Source organism: Azospirillum sp. B4, assembly GCF_000333275.1.
Classification (GTDB): domain Bacteria; phylum Pseudomonadota; class Alphaproteobacteria; order Azospirillales; family Azospirillaceae; genus Nitrospirillum.
The window spans coordinates 1-16,376 of the sequence record NZ_BACU01000314.1; the positions used below are offsets into that span (position 1 = coordinate 1).

Annotated in this window: 15 protein-coding genes; 5 read left to right on the top strand and 10 right to left on the bottom strand. The window is 68.7% G+C overall.

Going from position 1 to position 16,376, the window contains the following annotated elements; all coding sequences use genetic code 11:
• The 4 genes from I55_RS14000 to hflK form a co-directional block, all read right to left on the bottom strand.
• A partial coding sequence (locus I55_RS14000) for a Do family serine endopeptidase (RefSeq protein WP_044561213.1) occupies positions 1-1,269 on the bottom strand: 1,269 nt, incomplete at its 3' end.
• Between the two features lie 168 nt (positions 1,270-1,437).
• Entirely contained in the window at positions 1,438-1,623 is a 186-nt protein-coding gene (locus I55_RS14005) for a DUF2065 domain-containing protein (RefSeq protein ID WP_044561203.1), read from the bottom strand.
• A gap of 54 nt (positions 1,624-1,677) precedes the next feature.
• Positions 1,678-2,553: a protease modulator HflC gene (gene hflC, locus I55_RS14010; RefSeq protein WP_044561204.1), complete on the bottom strand. Its 876-nt coding sequence runs from the start codon at positions 2,551-2,553 to the stop codon at positions 1,678-1,680.
• 15 nt (positions 2,554-2,568) lie between these two features.
• Positions 2,569-3,912: an FtsH protease activity modulator HflK gene (gene hflK, locus I55_RS14015; RefSeq protein ID WP_307718707.1), complete on the bottom strand. Its 1,344-nt coding sequence runs from the start codon at positions 3,910-3,912 to the stop codon at positions 2,569-2,571.
• Positions 3,913-4,129: 217 nt separating this feature from the next.
• On the opposite strand from hflK, the gene apbC reads away from it, so the two are divergent.
• Together apbC and I55_RS14025 are read left to right on the top strand one after the other, a co-directional pair.
• Positions 4,130-5,257 (top strand): iron-sulfur cluster carrier protein ApbC, encoded by a 1,128-nt coding sequence (gene apbC, locus I55_RS14020; protein WP_064742498.1) that lies wholly within the window; start codon positions 4,130-4,132, stop codon positions 5,255-5,257.
• A 175-nt stretch (positions 5,258-5,432) separates the two neighbouring features.
• Positions 5,433-5,726: a hypothetical protein gene (locus tag I55_RS14025; RefSeq protein WP_044561205.1), complete on the top strand. Its 294-nt coding sequence runs from the start codon at positions 5,433-5,435 to the stop codon at positions 5,724-5,726.
• Positions 5,727-5,933: 207 nt separating this feature from the next.
• Here the strand turns inward: I55_RS14025 and I55_RS14030 are convergent, their stop codons facing one another.
• Complete coding sequence (locus tag I55_RS14030) at positions 5,934-6,599, bottom strand: glutathione S-transferase (protein WP_044561206.1); 666 nt, start codon at positions 6,597-6,599, stop codon at positions 5,934-5,936.
• A gap of 244 nt (positions 6,600-6,843) precedes the next feature.
• Here I55_RS14030 and I55_RS14035 point away from each other — a divergent pair, with 244 nt between their 5' ends.
• On the top strand, positions 6,844-7,482 hold the full coding sequence (locus I55_RS14035) for a peroxiredoxin-like family protein (protein WP_049974110.1): 639 nt from the start codon (positions 6,844-6,846) through the stop codon (positions 7,480-7,482).
• Positions 7,479-7,958, top strand: coding sequence for a response regulator (locus I55_RS14040; protein ID WP_044561207.1), 480 nt, complete (start codon positions 7,479-7,481; stop codon positions 7,956-7,958). Before I55_RS14035 ends, I55_RS14040 begins: the two co-directional genes overlap by 4 nt.
• Positions 7,959-7,982: 24 nt before the next feature.
• Here I55_RS14040 and mutL read toward each other — a convergent pair whose 3' ends face one another.
• The 3 genes from mutL to pgi form a co-directional block, all read right to left on the bottom strand.
• Positions 7,983-9,932 carry a DNA mismatch repair endonuclease MutL gene (gene mutL, locus I55_RS14045; RefSeq protein WP_044561208.1) on the bottom strand — a complete coding sequence of 650 codons (1,950 nt, stop codon included), beginning with the start codon at positions 9,930-9,932 and terminating at the stop codon, positions 7,983-7,985.
• 200 nt (positions 9,933-10,132) lie between these two features.
• The gene (locus tag I55_RS14050; RefSeq protein ID WP_044561217.1) at positions 10,133-11,437 is read right to left on the bottom strand and encodes a pentapeptide repeat-containing protein; all 1,305 of its coding nucleotides are present in this window, start codon (positions 11,435-11,437) and stop codon (positions 10,133-10,135) included.
• Positions 11,438-11,656: 219 nt separating this feature from the next.
• Positions 11,657-13,315, bottom strand: a complete 1,659-nt coding sequence (pgi, locus tag I55_RS14055; protein ID WP_044561209.1) for a glucose-6-phosphate isomerase — start codon at positions 13,313-13,315, stop codon at positions 11,657-11,659.
• A gap of 288 nt (positions 13,316-13,603) precedes the next feature.
• On the opposite strand from pgi, the gene I55_RS14060 reads away from it, so the two are divergent.
• Positions 13,604-14,638, top strand: coding sequence for a GIN domain-containing protein (locus I55_RS14060; RefSeq protein ID WP_044561210.1), 1,035 nt, complete (start codon positions 13,604-13,606; stop codon positions 14,636-14,638).
• A 113-nt stretch (positions 14,639-14,751) separates the two neighbouring features.
• Here I55_RS14060 and I55_RS14065 read toward each other — a convergent pair whose 3' ends face one another.
• Both I55_RS14065 and I55_RS14070 read right to left on the bottom strand, forming a co-directional pair.
• Positions 14,752-15,321, bottom strand: a complete 570-nt coding sequence (locus tag I55_RS14065; RefSeq protein WP_044561211.1) for a hypothetical protein — start codon at positions 15,319-15,321, stop codon at positions 14,752-14,754.
• Between the two features lie 194 nt (positions 15,322-15,515).
• Positions 15,516-16,376: pitrilysin family protein (locus I55_RS14070; RefSeq protein WP_044561212.1), on the bottom strand; the 861-nt coding region annotated here is incomplete at its 5' end.

Below are 16,376 nucleotides of genomic sequence, written 5' to 3' on the forward strand. Positions count from 1 at the left end.
CGTGCCCTCGGCCTCGCCGGTCGCGCTGCCGGTGGCGGCCACGGCGGCGCCCCCCTCGCTATCCTCCTTCAGTTCACCCAGGGACACCGTCACGTTCATCTTGTTGCCCTTGCGCACCACCACCAGGGCCGCCTTGTGGCCCACCGGCTCCTCCGCCACGATGCGGGGCAGGATGCGGCCGTTGGTGACGTCCTTGCCGTCGATGCTGACGATGACGTCACCCTGCTTCAGGCCCGCCTGCTCACCCGGACCACCGGGGCTGACCACCGCCACCAGCGCGCCGCGCTGCTGCTTCAGCTTCAGGCTTTCGGCGATGTCGGGCGACACGTCCTGGATCTGGACGCCCAGCCAGCCACGCCGCACCTTGCCGGTCTCACGCAACTGCTGCACCACGTTCTTCACCACCACCGAGGGGATGGCGAAGCCGATGCCCACCGACCCCGCCTCGCCCTCATTGGACTGGGGGGAGAAGATGGCGGTGTTCATGCCGATGACCTCACCATTCAGGTTGATCAGCGGCCCCCCGGAATTGCCCAGGTTGATGGAGGCGTCGGTCTGCAGGAAGTCGTCGTACTTGCCGGCGCCGATGTCGCGGCCGCGGGCGGAGATGATGCCCGCCGTCACCGTGCCGCCGAGGCCGAAGGGATTGCCAATGGCCACGACCCAGTCGCCCACCTTCAGGATGTCGCTGTTGCCCATCACCATGAAGGGCAGCTTGGACGCCGGCTCCACCTTCAGCAGCGCGATGTCGGTCGCCTTGTCGGTGCCGACCAGGGTGGCCTTCAGCTGGGTGTCGTCCTGCAGGCGCACGGTGATCTCATCGGCACCCTCGATGACGTGGTTATTGGTGACCACGTAGCCCGAGGCGTCGATGATGAAGCCGGAGCCCAGCGAGGTGGCGCCGCCGCCCTTGTCCCCGCCCTGGTCATTCTCCTTCTGGCGTTCCTGATAATCGCGGAAGAAGTCGCCGAAGGGGCTGCCCGGCGGGAACTCGGGCATGGGCAGTTGGCCCTGCTTCTTGTTCTTCACCGTCTGGCTGGTGGAAATGTTCACCACCGCCGGCAGCATCTTCTCCACCAGGGGCGCGAAGCTGTGGGGCGGCGGCTCCGCCTTGGCCGAACTGGGATCACCGCAGGCCGTGGGCAGCAGCAGGACGCTCAGCACCATCAACGACCGGCGCAAGGCCGAGAGCGGCCGGGCCCGCGTCAGGCCCTCCTTCTTCGGGGAGGAGGCCGTGGGGGCGGGCACGGGGAAGGCGGGAGACGTCACTGTAGGGCCACTCCTGGCAGGGGGACGCCGATCACTCATGGTATCCGCCCGTCATCATTCCATTTGCCCACTATAGGGGGCTGATGTCGCGCCTGTTAAGGGGGATGGCTCGTGATATCGCAAGGGGATAAGACGGCATCCCCGCCGTGAGGACGGAAATCGCGCGCGCTAGCGGCGCGCCAGCCACACCAGGACCACCCCGATGCAGGCCCCCGCCAGCCCCGCCCAGCGCAGCTGCTCCGGCGGGGTTTCGGCCATGCGGCCGGCCAGCCGGCGCATGACCGCCGGCATCAGGGCGTAGCACAGGCCCTCCAGCACCAGGGCCAGCGCGGCCCCCACCCACAAATCATTCAAGGGCTTGATGCTCCCCTCTAGCGCCGGGCGCCGGCATGCGTCCGCCTGGTTCGCTCATTTGTCGCGCCGCCTGTCACCCGCCCCCAGGTACTTGAAGAAGTCGGCGCCCGGCGACAGCACCATGGTCGTGTCCTCGGGTTTCAGCGTGTCGCGGTAGGCCTGGAGGCTACGGTAGTAGCTGTAGAACTCCGGATTGCGGCTGATCGCCTCATTCATGATGCGAATCGCCTGGTTGTCGCCCTCGCCCCGGGTGATCTGGGCCTGGCGCTGGGCCTCGGCCAGCAGGACGGTGCGGTCGCGGTCGGCGCGGCTCTTGATCTGCTGCGACAGTTCCTGGCCCTGGGCGCGGGCCTCCGCCGCCTCGCGCTCGCGTTCGGAACGCATGCGGGCGAACACCGCCTGGCTGGTCTGTTCCGGCAGGTCGGCGCGGCGCAGGCGCACGTCCACGATCTCGATGCCCAGGCGCTGCGCCTCCTGGTTCACCTGGGCCTTGATGTCGGCCATGACCTTCTCGCGGTCCTGGGACAGCACGGCCGGCAGGTTGACGTTGCCCAGCACCCGGCGCATGGCGGAATTCACGATGACCGCCAGGCGCTGGCGGGCCTGCTGCTCATTGCCCAGGGTCTGGAAGAACATCAGCGGGTCGGCGATGCGGTAACGGGCGTAGGCGTCCACCTCCAGCCGCTTCTGGTCGGCCAGGATGGCGCTTTCCACCGGCGGGTCGATGTCCAGCACGCGGCGGTCCAGCACCACCACGTTCTGCACGAAGGGGATCTTGGTCCACAGGCCAGGCTCGCGAATCACGCGCTTGGGCTCACCGAACTGCAGCACCAGCGCCTGCTGGGTCTGGTTCAAGGTGAAGAAGGCGCCCTGCAGCAGGATGGCGGCCAGCACCAGCAGGCCCAGGAAGACGAACCAACGTTTCTCCATGATGGTGGTCCTCCCTTACTTGCCGGCCGCAGCGGGCGGCGTGGCGGGATGCGGCTTCAACATGTCGTTCAGGGGCAGATAGGGCACGGCCCCCCCGCCGGCCTTGTCATCCAGCAGGATCTTGTTCGTGCCCTTCAGGATCTGCTCCATCGTCTCGATATACAGGCGCCGGCTGGCGGCGTCCGGGGCCTGGGAATAGGCCTCCAGCACCTGCTGGAAGCGCTTGGCGTCGCCCTGGGCCAGATCCACCACCTGGTCGCGGTAGGCCTGGGCCTCCTGGTTCAGCCGCTCGGCGTCGCCCCGGGCCCGGGGAATGATGTCGTTGCGATAGGTTTCCGCCTCGTTGCGCAGGCGCTCCCGGTCCTGGCGGGCGCGCTGCACGTCGTTGAAGGCTTCCACCACCGCCGGCGGCGGCTCGACCCGCTGCAACTGCACCTGGGTGATCTCGATGCCGGCCTGGTACTGGTCCAGGATGGTCTGCAGCAGCTGGCGGCTGTCATTCTCGATGCGCTGCCGGGCGTCGGTCAGGGCCTGCTGGATCTCGGTGCGGCCGATGACCTCACGCATGGCGCTTTCCGCCACCTTCTTCACCGTCTCGGCCGGTTCGCGGATGTTGAACAGGAACTTGCCCGGGTCCTTGATGACCCAGAACACGGCGAAGTCGATGTCGACGATGTTCTCATCGCCGGTCAGCATGGTGCTCTCGTCCGCCACGTCGCGGTCGCCGACGCTGCGCCGGCCGTCGCCCTGGCTGCGGTAGCCGATCTCGATGCGGTTGACGCGGGTGACCTGGGGCAGCAGCACCTGCTCGATGGGGGCGGGCAGGTGATAGCGCAGGCCTGGCTGTTCCACCCGCACCGGCTTGCCGAAGCGCAGGACCACGCCCTGTTCGTCCGCCGCCACGCGATAGACGCCGGTGGCCAGCCACAGCAACGCCACCGCCGCCACGCCCACGCCGATGACCCGCCCCGTGGTCCAGCGGCCGAGATTGCCGAAGGGGTTGCCGGAGGGCGCACCCCCGAAGGGCGATCCGCCGCCCCGGGGCCGGCCGCCACCGGGGCCGCCGCCATTGCCGTTGCCACCCAGCAGGACGCGCAGGCGTTCCCCGCCCTGGCGCACGGCGTCCTCCAGCCCCGGCTGGCGGGGGCCGGACGGCTTGCCCGGGGATTTGCCGCCCGACACCTTGCCGGATGATCCGGTGTTGCCGGCGACGCCATCACTCTGGCCCCAGGGGTTGGGCGGCGGGCTGCCGCTTCCGGAGGATCCCGGTTCGGGTTTATCCTTGCCGGGAGCCTTCTTGTCGGGATCTTCGCCCGACCCGTCGTTCCCGCCATTCGACCCTTGATTGGACCAGGGCATGTTCGCCTTTCCTGTCCTGGAGATTCGGGCGCCCGACCCCATATGAGGGAGCACCCAGACAGAGGGCGTCGGCGGCCGATGGTCGCCGATGGCGGCCATCTCTTCCCCCGGGCTTCCCCCCATTTCGGCGGCACCGTATATAGTCGGGCGTTCGCAGGGAAGCCCGACACGGGCGATATGACCCCCCGCCCCCCACTTTACAAGATGAAGGCGTTTGATCATGGCGGTTACCGAGTCCCAGGTGTTGGAGGCCCTCCGGCGGGTGGTGGACCCCGATCGCGGGTCTGACATCGTCAGCCTCAAGATGGTTTCCGGCGTGGCGGTCAAGGACGGCCATGTCCATTTCACCCTGGAGGTCGACCCCCAGCGCGGCGCCGCCCTGGAACCCCTGCGCCAGTCGGCGGAGAAGGCGGTGGACCGCCTGCCCGGCGTGCTGTCGGTGACGGCGGTGCTGACCGCCCACCGCCCCGCCCCCAAGGCCGTGTCCGGCGGTCCCGGCGCGCCAGCGGCTCCCGGGGCAGCCCCTGGGGCCAAACCCGCCAAGGCGGGCATCCCCGGCGTGGCCGCCATCATCGCCGTGGCCTCAGGGAAAGGCGGGGTGGGCAAGTCGACCACCTCCACCAACCTGGCGCTGGCCATGGCGGCCAACGGCCTGAAGGTCGGCCTGCTGGACGCCGACATCTATGGCCCCAGCATGCCCCGCATGATGGGCCTCAGCGGCAAGCCCGACAGCACGGACGGCAAGCGCCTGGACCCGCTGGTCAACTACGGCATCAAGGTCATGTCCATGGGCTTCCTGGTGGCCGAGGACACGCCCATGATCTGGCGCGGCCCCATGGTGATGAGCGCCATCACCCAGATGCTGCGCGACGTGAACTGGGGCGAACTGGACGTGCTGGTGGTCGACATGCCGCCGGGCACGGGCGACGCCCAGCTGACCATGGCGCAGGGCGTGCCCCTGGCCGGCGCCGTCATCGTCTCCACCCCGCAGGACATCGCCCTCTTGGACGCGCGCAAGGGCCTGAACATGTTCCGCCGGGTCGACGTGCCCGTGCTGGGCATCATCGAGAACATGTCCTATTTCTGCTGCCCCAACTGCGGCCACCGCAGCGACATCTTCAGCCACGGCGGCGCCAAGGCGGAGGCGGAGAAGCTGGGCATCGATTTCCTGGGCGAGGTGCCGCTGGACATCGCCATCCGCGAGACCAGCGACGCCGGCACGCCCATCACCGTCAGCCAGCCGGACGGGGTCCACGCCCAGACCTACCGGGCCATCGCCGCCCGCGTGGCGGAAAAAATCAAGGCCGGCGGCGGCCGGGCGGCCCCGCGCTTTGTGATCGAATAAATCTATCAACCCATAGATAAACTCTTGGAAAGACAGCGGAACGCGGGTCCGACAGGCGGTTGCGATGCGAAAAAGACGTTCTGTTGCGTCAATTCTGCGTCCGCTGTTTTTTCCTTTCCAATGTCACGGCCGCATGATACATAAAGTTCCGTTTTGCGGAGCTGAGTGAAAGATCATGCATCGGGTTGATACGGTTCATGTTGCCTATGCGTTCCGGGACGGGGCCCACTCCTTCCAGGTGGAGGATCCGGCCACGGGTGCCATCGCGGTGGCCCACGGCGTTCCCGAGGTCGCGTATGAGCAGGTGACCCGTACCCTGTCGGAGCGGGCGACCGGCCTATCGGGCCGCCGGGTGGTGGCGCGTCCCGCCCTGCCCTTCGATGATTTTTTCAACTGGCTGCGCCAGAACCCCATCGCCAGCGTCGCCGGCGCCCCGGTGAAGGTTGAGTTCGCCTGGGAACTGCGCTGAAGGCCTGAAAAGTTCGGGCGGCCCTGACCGGCCACCCCAGTACGAGTGCCGCCTGTAAACCCGGGAAACACCGGGCGGGCGAACAGGGATAGAGGAAACACCAAGCAACGCGTGGCCCCGAAGGGGCCGAACAGCGAAACGCCCGGAAGGTCATCCTTCCGGGCGTTTCTGTATTTGGGGTGGCCATCTTCGCCAGGGCGCACGAGATCAGGGGGGCGTCAACGGCCCCCCACGCTCAATGGCGCGCTGATAGGCCGGCCGCGCCCTAATCCGCGCCAGAAACGACAGGATGTTGGGATAGGCGTCAACCATCCCGGCACGGGCCGCGAACGCCTCCAAAGGATAGCTCATCTGGATGTCGGCGGCGGTGAACTCCCGTCCGGCGAACCAGGGACATTCCCCCAGCTCCGCCTCCCAATAGTCGGCATGCAACTTGAGCTGCGGATCCACCAGCACACGCTGTGTCGCGGCGGTGATCGCCCGCGCGACAGGTCGGATGGGAAAGGGTACGCGGGCGGGCAGGTCGCGGAAGATGAGCTTCAGCAACAAGGGCGGCATGCCCGACCCCTCCGCATGATGCAGCCAATGGGTGAACCTCAGCCCGTCCTCCGAGCCGGCCAGCGGCGCCAGCCGCCCCTCCCCATACCGGGTCAGGATGTAGTCGATAATCGCCCCCGATTCGGCGATCACCCGCCCCTCATCCACGATCACAGGTGATTTCCCCAGGGGATGAACCGCCCTCAATGCCATGGGTGCCCGCAGCGTCCGCGGGTCCCGTTGGTGGACGACAAGCTGGTAGGGCAGCACCAGCTCCTCCAGCAGCCACAGCACCCGGTGGGAGCGCGAGTTGGTGAGATGGTGGACGGTGATCATGGGACGTCGATCCTGCGCAGGGAGGGCACCGCCAATGGCTGGTGTTTACAGCGTAATCATCAGCGCGGATGATTACAATGTAAACATGCTTTTGGACCCTTGCGCCGCCTGGGTCGCCACTCCCGCTGCCGCCATGGCGGAACTGACGAGCCGGGTACCGTGGTTGGTCGACGTTTAGGCTTGATGGCCAATCCGACCGCGCCCATTTTCTTGAGCTGATCCGGGCCTAAGGGGATGGACGTCGATGTATCTGACCATAGGACTGGAACTGGAGGAAAAAAAGGAACGCGCGGCGATGTCGCCGCAGTTGGCCGAGGTGATTGAGGCCACCCTGGCGCATGTGACGACGCAGGCGCCAGCGGTCGGCGCCCGGCCCCCTGCGTTTCAAGTGCTGGATACCGAAGGCCGCACGGTGGCCCTGGCCGATTTTCATGGCAGACCGTTGGTGGTCAGCTTCATTCGCGGCGGCTGGTGTCCATTTTGCTCCCTTGAGCTTTCCGAACTTGAGGAAGCGCGTGCCGAGATCGAGGCGACAGGGGCGTCGCTTATCGCGATCACCCCCGAACGTTTCGCCCTGGCGTGCGCCACGCGTCGCGCCAACGGCGTCGGTTTCCCGGTTCTGGTGGATGAGGCCATGGCGGTGGCGCGTGCCTGGGGCCTGGTCTTCCGCCTGCCCTCCGAATGGTACGATCTCTATCGGGCGGATGGTCTGGACTTGGCGGAGGTTACCGGCGGGGACGGGCTGGAACTGCCTGTCCCCGCGACCTTTGTGGTGGGTCGGGACGGGATTGTCCGCGCGTTCTTTGTGGATGCCAACTACCGCCGCCGGCTGGATCCCATGCTCGTCCTCCATACGCTCGAGCAGATGCAGGAGGAACAATGACGATCAATTGGCCGACGCTGACGGCCCTGGTCATCGATGACCAGCCGCTTATTCACCAGTTGGTCCGGCCCATGTTGCGCAGCGCCGGCCCGGTCAACGTGCTGCGCGCCATGGATGCCCGGGAGGCGTTTGACATCCTCTCGGGCACCCAGGTCGACCTGGCGCTCATCGACTACCTGATGCTGCCCGTCGATGGAATCAAATTGGCTCGCCGCATACGGATGGCTGAGGGCATGCCCTCACCGACACTGCCCATCATCATGATGACCGGCGACGCGACACAGAACACGCTGTCGGCGGCCCTGGCGGCGGGGATCAACGGCTTCCTATGCAAGCCGTTCTCGACCAAGAAATTGATTTCCCAGGTCGAGCGGCTGCTGTCCGATCCGGTGCCCTTCGTGCGCACTCCAAGCTATTTCGGCCCTGACCGCGCTGAAATGATGCGGCGTGAAAAGGCACGTCGGATGGAGGGGTAACCCCGAGCCCCACCAAAACGGCGGCTACCGCCGGCCGAACAGCCGCTCGATGTCCGCCAGTTTCAGTTCCACATAGGTGGGGCGGCCGTGGTTGCACTGGCCGCTGTGGGGGGTGGCCTCCATCTCGCGCAGCAGGGCGTCCATCTCCCCCACCGTCAGAACGCGGCCGGCGCGGACGGAGCCATGGCAGGCCATGGAGGAGCAGACCTCCTCCAGCCGTTCCTTGAGCGCGTGCTGGTCGCCCAGCTCCGCCAGCTCGTCGGCGATGTCGGTGACCAGGGCCTTGATGTCGGCCTTGGCCCCCAGCAGCGCCGGGATCTCCCGCACCACCACGGCGCCGGTGCCGAAGGATTCCAGGCAGAGGCCCAGTTCCGCCAGTTCGTCCGAGCGCTCGGCCAGGCGGGCGGCGGCCGATTCCTCCAGCTCCACCACCTCGGGGATCAGCAGCATCTGCCGCCTCACGCCCTGGGCCACCATGGACTGCTTGATGCGCTCATAGACCAGGCGCTCATGCGCCGCGTGCTGGTCGACGATGACCATGCCGTCCCGGGTCTGGGAAACGATGTAGGTCTGGTGCACCTGGGCGCGGGCGATGCCCAGCGGGAAGTCGGGCACGTCATTGGCGCCGTTTTGCGCCAAGGCCGCCACCGCCGCCGCCAGGCCCGGGGATATCGGGCCGGGTGCGGCATCGGCGTAAGCCGGCGCCTCCGCCAAAACCGAAGGCGCGTAGCCGGGCGCCGCCGGGGCGGCCCCCTCCCCCCTTGGACCTTCCCAGGCGGCGACCGGCGCCTGGAAGGCGCGCGCGGCCTCCACCTGGCTGGCGGTCGGCCGCGTGATGCCGGGCCAGCTGCCGCCACCGCCTGAGTGGGGCTGCGGCTGCCACTGGAAGGCGGTCTGGGGGATGGGTTGGGCGCCGTCGGCGCGGAAGCTGGCCAATGCTGCCTGCCCCACGGTAGTGGAGGCGCGATGACCGGCGCCGGCCAGGGCATGCTTCAGGGCGCCGACGATCAGGCCGCGCACCAGGCCCTGGTCGCGGAAGCGCACCTCCGTCTTGGCGGGGTGGACGTTGACGTCCACGTCCTCGCACGGGATGTCCAGGAACAGGGCCAGCAGGGGGTGGCGGTCGCGGGCCAGGAAATCGGCGTAGGCGCCGCGCACGGCGCCCAGCAGCAGCTTGTCGCGCACCGGCCGGCCGTTCACGAACAGGTACTGGCCAGCGGCGGTGTTCTTGTTCAGGGTGGGCAGGCCGATGTGGCCGTACAGCCGCACGCCCTCGCGCCAGGCGTCGATGGGCAGGGCGTTCTCCTGGAACTCCCGCCCCATGAGGACGCCCAGACGGGCCAGCAGGGGATCATCACCGTTCAATGTGCCCGTCTGGGCCGGCAGGCGCAGGGGCGTGCGGCCCTCGTCCGCCACGGTGAAGGCGACCTCGGGATGGGCCATGGCCAGGCGCTGCACCACGTCGACGGCGTGGTCCGTCTCCGTCCGCGTGGTCTTCAGAAACTTCAGCCGCGCCGGGGTGGCGTAGAACAGATCTCGCACCTCGATGCGGGTGCCCACCGGGTGGGCCGCCGGCACCGGCCGGCCCTTGGCCCCACCCTCCACTGTCAGGGCCCAGGCGCTGTCCGACCCCGGCTGGCGGCTGGTGATGGTCAGGCGGCTGACGGCGCCGATGGAGGGCAGCGCCTCCCCCCGGAAACCCAGGGTGTGGATGTTCAGCAGGTCGTCGCCCGGCAGCTTGGAGGTTGCGTGGCGTTCCACCGCCAGCGACAGCTCCTCCGCCGCCATGCCGCCGCCGTCGTCCACCACCTGGATCAGGGCCTTGCCACCATCGCGCAGGGTGACGTCGATGCGGCGGGCGCCGGCGTCCAGCGCGTTCTCCACCAGCTCCTTCACGGCGGCGGCGGGACGCTCCACCACCTCACCGGCGGCGATGCGGTTGACCAGGGTCTCAGGGAGAAGGCGGATGGGCATGATGGCGCCAGTGTAGCGGGAAGGCAGGCCGTCAGATCATAATACCCCAAAGATGGGGATCATAAACAAGGGACGCCATAGATATGGGGGCCCGCCGCGATCATAGCCACGCCACTGGCCTGCCAAAGCCCGCCGCCCAGGGCCAAGTCGCACCGATCATCCGACCGGCCGCGGCTCCGATATCCGGGCATCAGGCTGGATCAATCATCCGCCACATAGCGCACGTGCCAGGTGCGGGGCAGGCCACGGGCGCCGGTGAAATCCACCGCCCTCATCTGCTCCTCCTCCACCTGGGCGCCGCTGAGGTTGGCGCCCCGCAGATCCGCCTCCCGCAGGTCGGCGCCACGAAGGTCGGCGTGGCTGAGGTCGGCCTGGGCCAGGCGGATACGGCGCAGGCGGGCGCCGCTGAGATCGGCGTTGCGCAGGATGGCGCCGGTCAGGTTGGTGCGCACATGCCGCTCGGTGTCGATCTGCAGATGGTCCAGCTTGGCATGGCGCAGGTTGGCGGCGCTGAAATTGGCGCCCTGGAAGCTGCCGCCGCGCAGATCGGCGTCGGCCAGGGTGGCGGTGCGGAAGTCGGCGTTGTCGAACTGGCCCACCTGCATCTGGATGCCGGTCAGGTCCATACCGTAGAAGACCGCCCCCAGGCCCACGCCGCGGGTCAGCATGGCGCGTGACAGGGTCCCGGACCCACGCAGATCCACGCCGCTGAGGTCCAGCGCCATACCCTCCTTCGCCGCCGTGCACACCCAGGTGGCGTGCAGGTTCAGCAACTCGGCCATGGTGCGGCCCAGCTCCGCCGCCGGGCGGCCCATCGGCCTTTCCGTCAGCACGCCAGCCATATCGGCGCCACCCAGTTCCGTCAGGTTCATGACCGTGCCGATCAGCACGGCGCCCCGCAGGCTGGCGCCGCGCACGTCGGCGCCCGACAGGTCCGCCCCTTCCAGGTTGGCGCCATCCAGCTTGGCTTGCCGCAGGTTGGCCCGCACCAGCTTGGCGTTGCGCATGATGGCGTCGGTGAAATCGGTATGCATGGCGACGGAGCCCGACAGCCGCGCGTTGGTGAGGTTGGAGCCCCGCAGGTTGGCCTCGCCCAGGTCGGCGTTGGTGGGGTCCACCGTCATGACGTGCAGGCTGCCGTCGCGGGCGCGGGCCGCCAGCGTGCCGTCGCGCAAGTCGGCGTCGAACAGGTCGGCGCCCGACAGGTCGGCCCCCCGCAGGCAGGCGCCGCGCAGGTCGGCCTTCACCAGCTTGGCATTGCGCAGGTTGGCGCCGCGCAGATCGGCCACGAACAGCGTGGCGCATTCCAGCACGGCGTTGCTGAGGTCCACGTCGCGCAGCACGGCGTGGGTGAAGTCGGCATGGCTGAGGTCCCGCCCCGCCAGGGTCAGGCCGGACAGGTCCAGGCGGGCCAGCACGGCGCGGGCCCCGCCCACCTTGGCGTTGCGGAACATGGCATGGCGCTTCAGCACCAGGTCCAGCTGTTCCTGGGTCAGCCGCGCCATGGGCTGCCGTTCGGGGACCGACCGATCCCGCCCGCCGCCCGGGTTATGCGCGCCGCTTTCCATTCCACCAACCTTGCCGGCCACCAACCTCGCTGGGACGACACACCAGGGAATCTGTGCGCGCCGGCGCCTCCGGACAAGTTTAGTTCCGCAGGTAAGCGGGGCGTTAACAAAAAAGGCCGGGCGCCCGGCCGCACGACGCCCGGCCGGAAATGGAAATCAGCGCAATCCTTCGCGCACCACCCGGATGAGACCGGCGGTGGAGCAGTCATGGCCGCGGCGGGCGCCCCCCTCCAGCTCCGGCAGGATGGCCTTGGCCAGCTGCTTGCCCAGCTCCACGCCCCACTGGTCGAAGGAGTTCAGGTTCCACAGGATGCCCTGGACGAAGATCTTGTGCTCATAGAGCGCGACCAGCATGCCCAGGGTGTGGGGGTCCAGCTTCTGGAACAGCAGGGTGTTGGTCGGGCGGTTGCCGGTGAAGACCTTGTGCGGCACCAGGGCCTCCAGCTCCTCCCCATCCAGTCCCTGGGCGGCCAGCTCGGCCCGCGCCTCGTCCTCGGTCTTGCCCAGCAGCAGCGCCTCGGTCTGGGCCAGGAAGTTGGCCAGCAGCAGGGTGTGGTGGCGGCCCACCGGGTTCTGTGTCTCGATGGGGGCCAGGAAGTCGGCCGGGATCAGCGGCGTGCCCTGGTGGATCAGCTGATAGAAGGCGTGCTGGCCGTTGGTGCCCGGCTCCCCGAACAGCACCGGGCCGGTGGCGTAATCCACCGGGCGGCCCTCGCGATCCACGCCCTTGCCGTTGCTCTCCATGTCCGCCTGCTGCAGGTAGGCCGGCAGGCGGGCCAGATACTGGTCATAGGGCAGCACGGCATAGGACTGGGCGTCCCAGAAATTCACATACCACAGGCCGATCAGTCCCAGGATCACCGGCATGTTGGCGGCCAGCGGGGCGGTGCGGAAATGCTCGTCCATCGCGTGCGCGCCGGCCAGCAGCTCGGCGAAGCGATCAGGGCCGATCATCAGCAGGATGGGCAGGCCGATGGCCGACCACAGGCTGTAGCGGCCGCCCACCCAGTCCCAGAACCCGAACATGTTGTCGGTGTCGATGCCGAAGGCCGCCACCTCCTTGGCGTTGGTCGACACCGCCACGAAATGCTTCGCCACCGCGTCCGCCGGCGCGCCCTGGGCCAGCAGCCAGTCGCGTGCCGTGTGGGCGTTGGCCAGCGTCTCCTGCGTGGTGAAGGTCTTGGACGCGATGATGAACAGCGTCGTCTCCGCGTCCACCTTCTTCAGCACCTCGGCGATGTGGGTGCCGTCGACGTTGGAGACGAAGTGGGCCTGCAGGTGGGCGTGGTGATAAGGGGTCAGCGCCTGGGTCACCATGACGGGACCCAGGTCGGACCCGCCGATGCCGATGTTGACGATGTCGGTGATGGGCTGGCCGGTCCAGCCGCGCCATTCCCCGTCGCGCACGGAGGTCGCGAAGGCGGCCATGCGGTCCAGCACGGCATGCACGTCCGGCACCACGTTGCGGCCATCGACCAGCACCGTGGCTCCCTTGGGCTGGCGGAGCGCGGTGTGCAGGACGGCCCGCCCCTCCGTCAGGTTGATAGGGAATCCGGCGAACATGCGGTCGCGCCAGCCTTCCAGGTCGCGGGCGCGGGCCAGGTCCAGCAGCAGGGGCAGCGTCTCGTCCGTCAGCCGGTTCTTGGAGTAGTCCAGCAGCAGGGTGCCCAGCTTCAGGGAATAGGTGTCGAAACGTTCCGGGTCGGCCGCGAACAGGTCGCGCATGTGCACGCCCTCCAGCGCCTGACGGTGCCGGGCCAGCGCCTCCCAAGCCGGGGTCTGGACCAGCGGGGTATCGTGCGGGGTGGCGGACATCGTTCTCTCCTGAACCTGTGGCCAGGGACGACCGGACCCCATTGTCCCGCCCCTGGAAAGCCCCAGGGGTTTAGCACGGCTGGTCATGGTTAAGCAGCGGTCCGGATGGGGATTCCGTCCTTTTGACGCGTTTTTGCCGACGCTTTTGACGTATCGCGCGCGCCCATGGGGCCACTTGGCCACCGGAAAGGGGCGGGAGCGGTTCCACCGGCCGTCGCGCGCTTGATCGCCCCACGCGCGCGGCCACAATGGGCGCCAATGCCGTCAGCCACGGGGAGACGCCGGCCCATGTCCCGCCATCATCGCATCGCTCTCGCCTTAAGCCTTTCACTGGCCGGAACCACCGCCGCCGGCGGCGCCTGGGCGGCCGAGCGCAGCTGGGCCCTGGAGGGGCAGGAGCTGAAGATCACCACCCCATGCGCCCGGTCGGTGCAGATCACGGCCACGCCCGAGGCGCACGGCGTCCGCATCAGCGCGACGGCGGAGGAGGCGGGGGAGGTGGACCAGCTGACGGCCAGCGGCGGCCGGTCGGCGCAGCTGGGCATCACCGGGCGGCGCTGCTATCGCGAGGGGGAGGGTTGGAACCGCTGGCAGCCCACCCTGCGCATCACCATCACCGTCCCCACCGGCATTCCGCTGGAAATACAGGAGGGCGGGTCCACCGACTACCAGGCCACGGGCGGCTTCGGCGCGCTGGCGCTGACCCTGGATGGGTCCGGCAATGTCAAGGCCGACCGGGTGGCCGGCGGCGCGCAGGTCCGGGTCCACGGCTCGGGCGATGTCCAGCTGGACCGCCTGGACGGCGCCTTCAAGGTACGGGTGGCGGGCTCCGGCAATGTCGACCTCATCCAGATGGCGGGGCCTTCCATCGACCTGGAGAGCAGCGGCAGCGGCAACGTCACCATCGGCGGCGGCAGCGGCGGCACCACCACCGCAAAACTGAGCGGATCGGGCAACGCCACCCTGCCCGCGGTGGAGAACCTGCGCCTGAGCATCGACGGATCGGGCGACGTGGTGGCGGCGAAGGCGCAAGGCGCCCTGTCGGCGCATCTGGGGGGATCGGGCGCGCTGACCATCCACGCCGTATCGGCCACCACCGCCCAACTGAAGCAGTCGGGCAACGGCGACATCACCATCGACGGCGGAGAGATCGGCACCCTGACCGCCGTGATCAGCGGCAGCGGCGACCAACAGCTGCGCGTGAAGGTCACCGACGCCACCATCGCGTTGAGCGGCAGCGGCGACGTGACCATCGACCAGGTGACCGGCCGTTTGGACCAATCCCACAGCGGCAGTGGCAGCGTCCACGTGCGCGGCCGCTGAACCGCTGTGGAGGGGCCCCTTAGCGGAACGCGCCTAGTTAACTAACGCGGTGGGGTTAACTAACGCGGTGGGGTTAACTAACGCGGTGGGGTTAACTAACGCGGTGGGGTTAACTAACGCGCCTGGCGGCGGGCCGGGCGGACCATGGTGCGGGACCGGGGCAAGCGCACCGGTTCCATCTCAACGGTGGCCGGCTCCTCCTCCTCCACGTCGAACAGACCGCCCTTGTCCGCCGCTTCCGGTGCCGGTGCCCGCGGGGCGGTGGGCATGACCGTCAGGGGCAGGCCCATGGCGCCGCCCAAGGCCTCCGCCACCTCCTTCGGCAGGGCGGTGGCCGACAGGCTGGGGCTCATGCCACGGGGCAACGTCGCCTCATCGCCCAGCACCCGATATTCCCGCACCAGCTCCTGAAGGTTGGCCCAGACGGTACGGATTTCCCCCTCCAGCACGGCGCGGCGGCGGTGCAGGGCGGCGGGGTCCGCCTTGATGGCCGCCAGGATGGCGGCGATGGGGATGCCGTCGATGTGGTCGGGCACATCGCCCGCGCGGGCGGCCACGCGCCGGGCGCCCAGACCGTTGGGCACCGGATTGTCCTGCACGACCGCGGCCTGCGGCCGCTTCGGTCGCGCGACGGGGGAGGCCTGGAAGAAGCGCGCCTTGAAATCGTCGAAGGTGAACGTCATCGGAACCCCCAATGGCCTGGATCGCGGTCACGGGAATGCAGCAACTCCTATGCCAAAGGTTGGGGCAACGCTTCGTTAACCATCCTTGCTTTTTGCATTGATTTTCGCAGGCGCCGGGCGCGGCCATCCGGCCGCTTGGCTTCCCGCGTTCCGCTCCGCCACGCGGCGGCAGCCGACCGAGGCCTGCGGCGGCGTCAGCGCGGCGCCGATCCGGCACCGCCCACCACCACCGTGGCCAAGGCATCCGGCCGCAGCAGGCGCGCCGCCACCCGGCGTACGTCATCCCGCGTCACCCGCCGCAGCAAATCCGCCCGGATGTCCAGGAATCCAGGCGGAAAACCATCGCGCCGGATGTCCAGCAGCAGGGCGGCGATGGCCCGGTTGTTGGTGAATTGCAGGGGAAAGGACCCGGTCAGGAAAGCCTGGGCGTCGCGCAATTCCCAGGTGGCCACCCCATGCGCCGCCACATCCGCCAGGGTTTCGCGCACCAGTCCCAGCGCGTCGCCCACCGTGCGGTTGGCGGTGGAACCGCTGATCACCAGCAAGTCCGCGTGCGCGTATGACTGCAAATTGCATTGCACATCGTAAGAAAGACCGCGACGGTCGCGCACGGCATCCGCGAGACGCGATCCCAACCCTTCCCCGCCCAAGATGTGGGTCAGCAGCAGGGCGGCGGGCCAGTCGGGATCACCCGGCGCCACCCCGGCCGCCGCCTGGACGAATAGACTCTGCGGCCCCGGCCAGGCGACGCCCTGGACTTGGCCGTCGAGGACCGGGGCCGCATCCGGGACGGTGGTGGGCGCCCCGTTGGCCGGCAGGCCGCCGAAGATACCATCCACCGCCGCCGCCAGCTCCGCTGGCGCGATGTCGCCCGCAGCTGTCACCACCAGGCCATCACGGACCAGGCGCCGCGCCACGAAGTCGCGCAAATCGTCGGCGGTGATGGCGGCCAGCGTCTCCAGCGTGCCGCGCAAGGGCCGTCCGTAGGGATGGCCGGGGAACAGTTGGCGGGCCAGGGTGTGGTAAGCGACCGTGACGGGGTCCGCCTCTGCCGT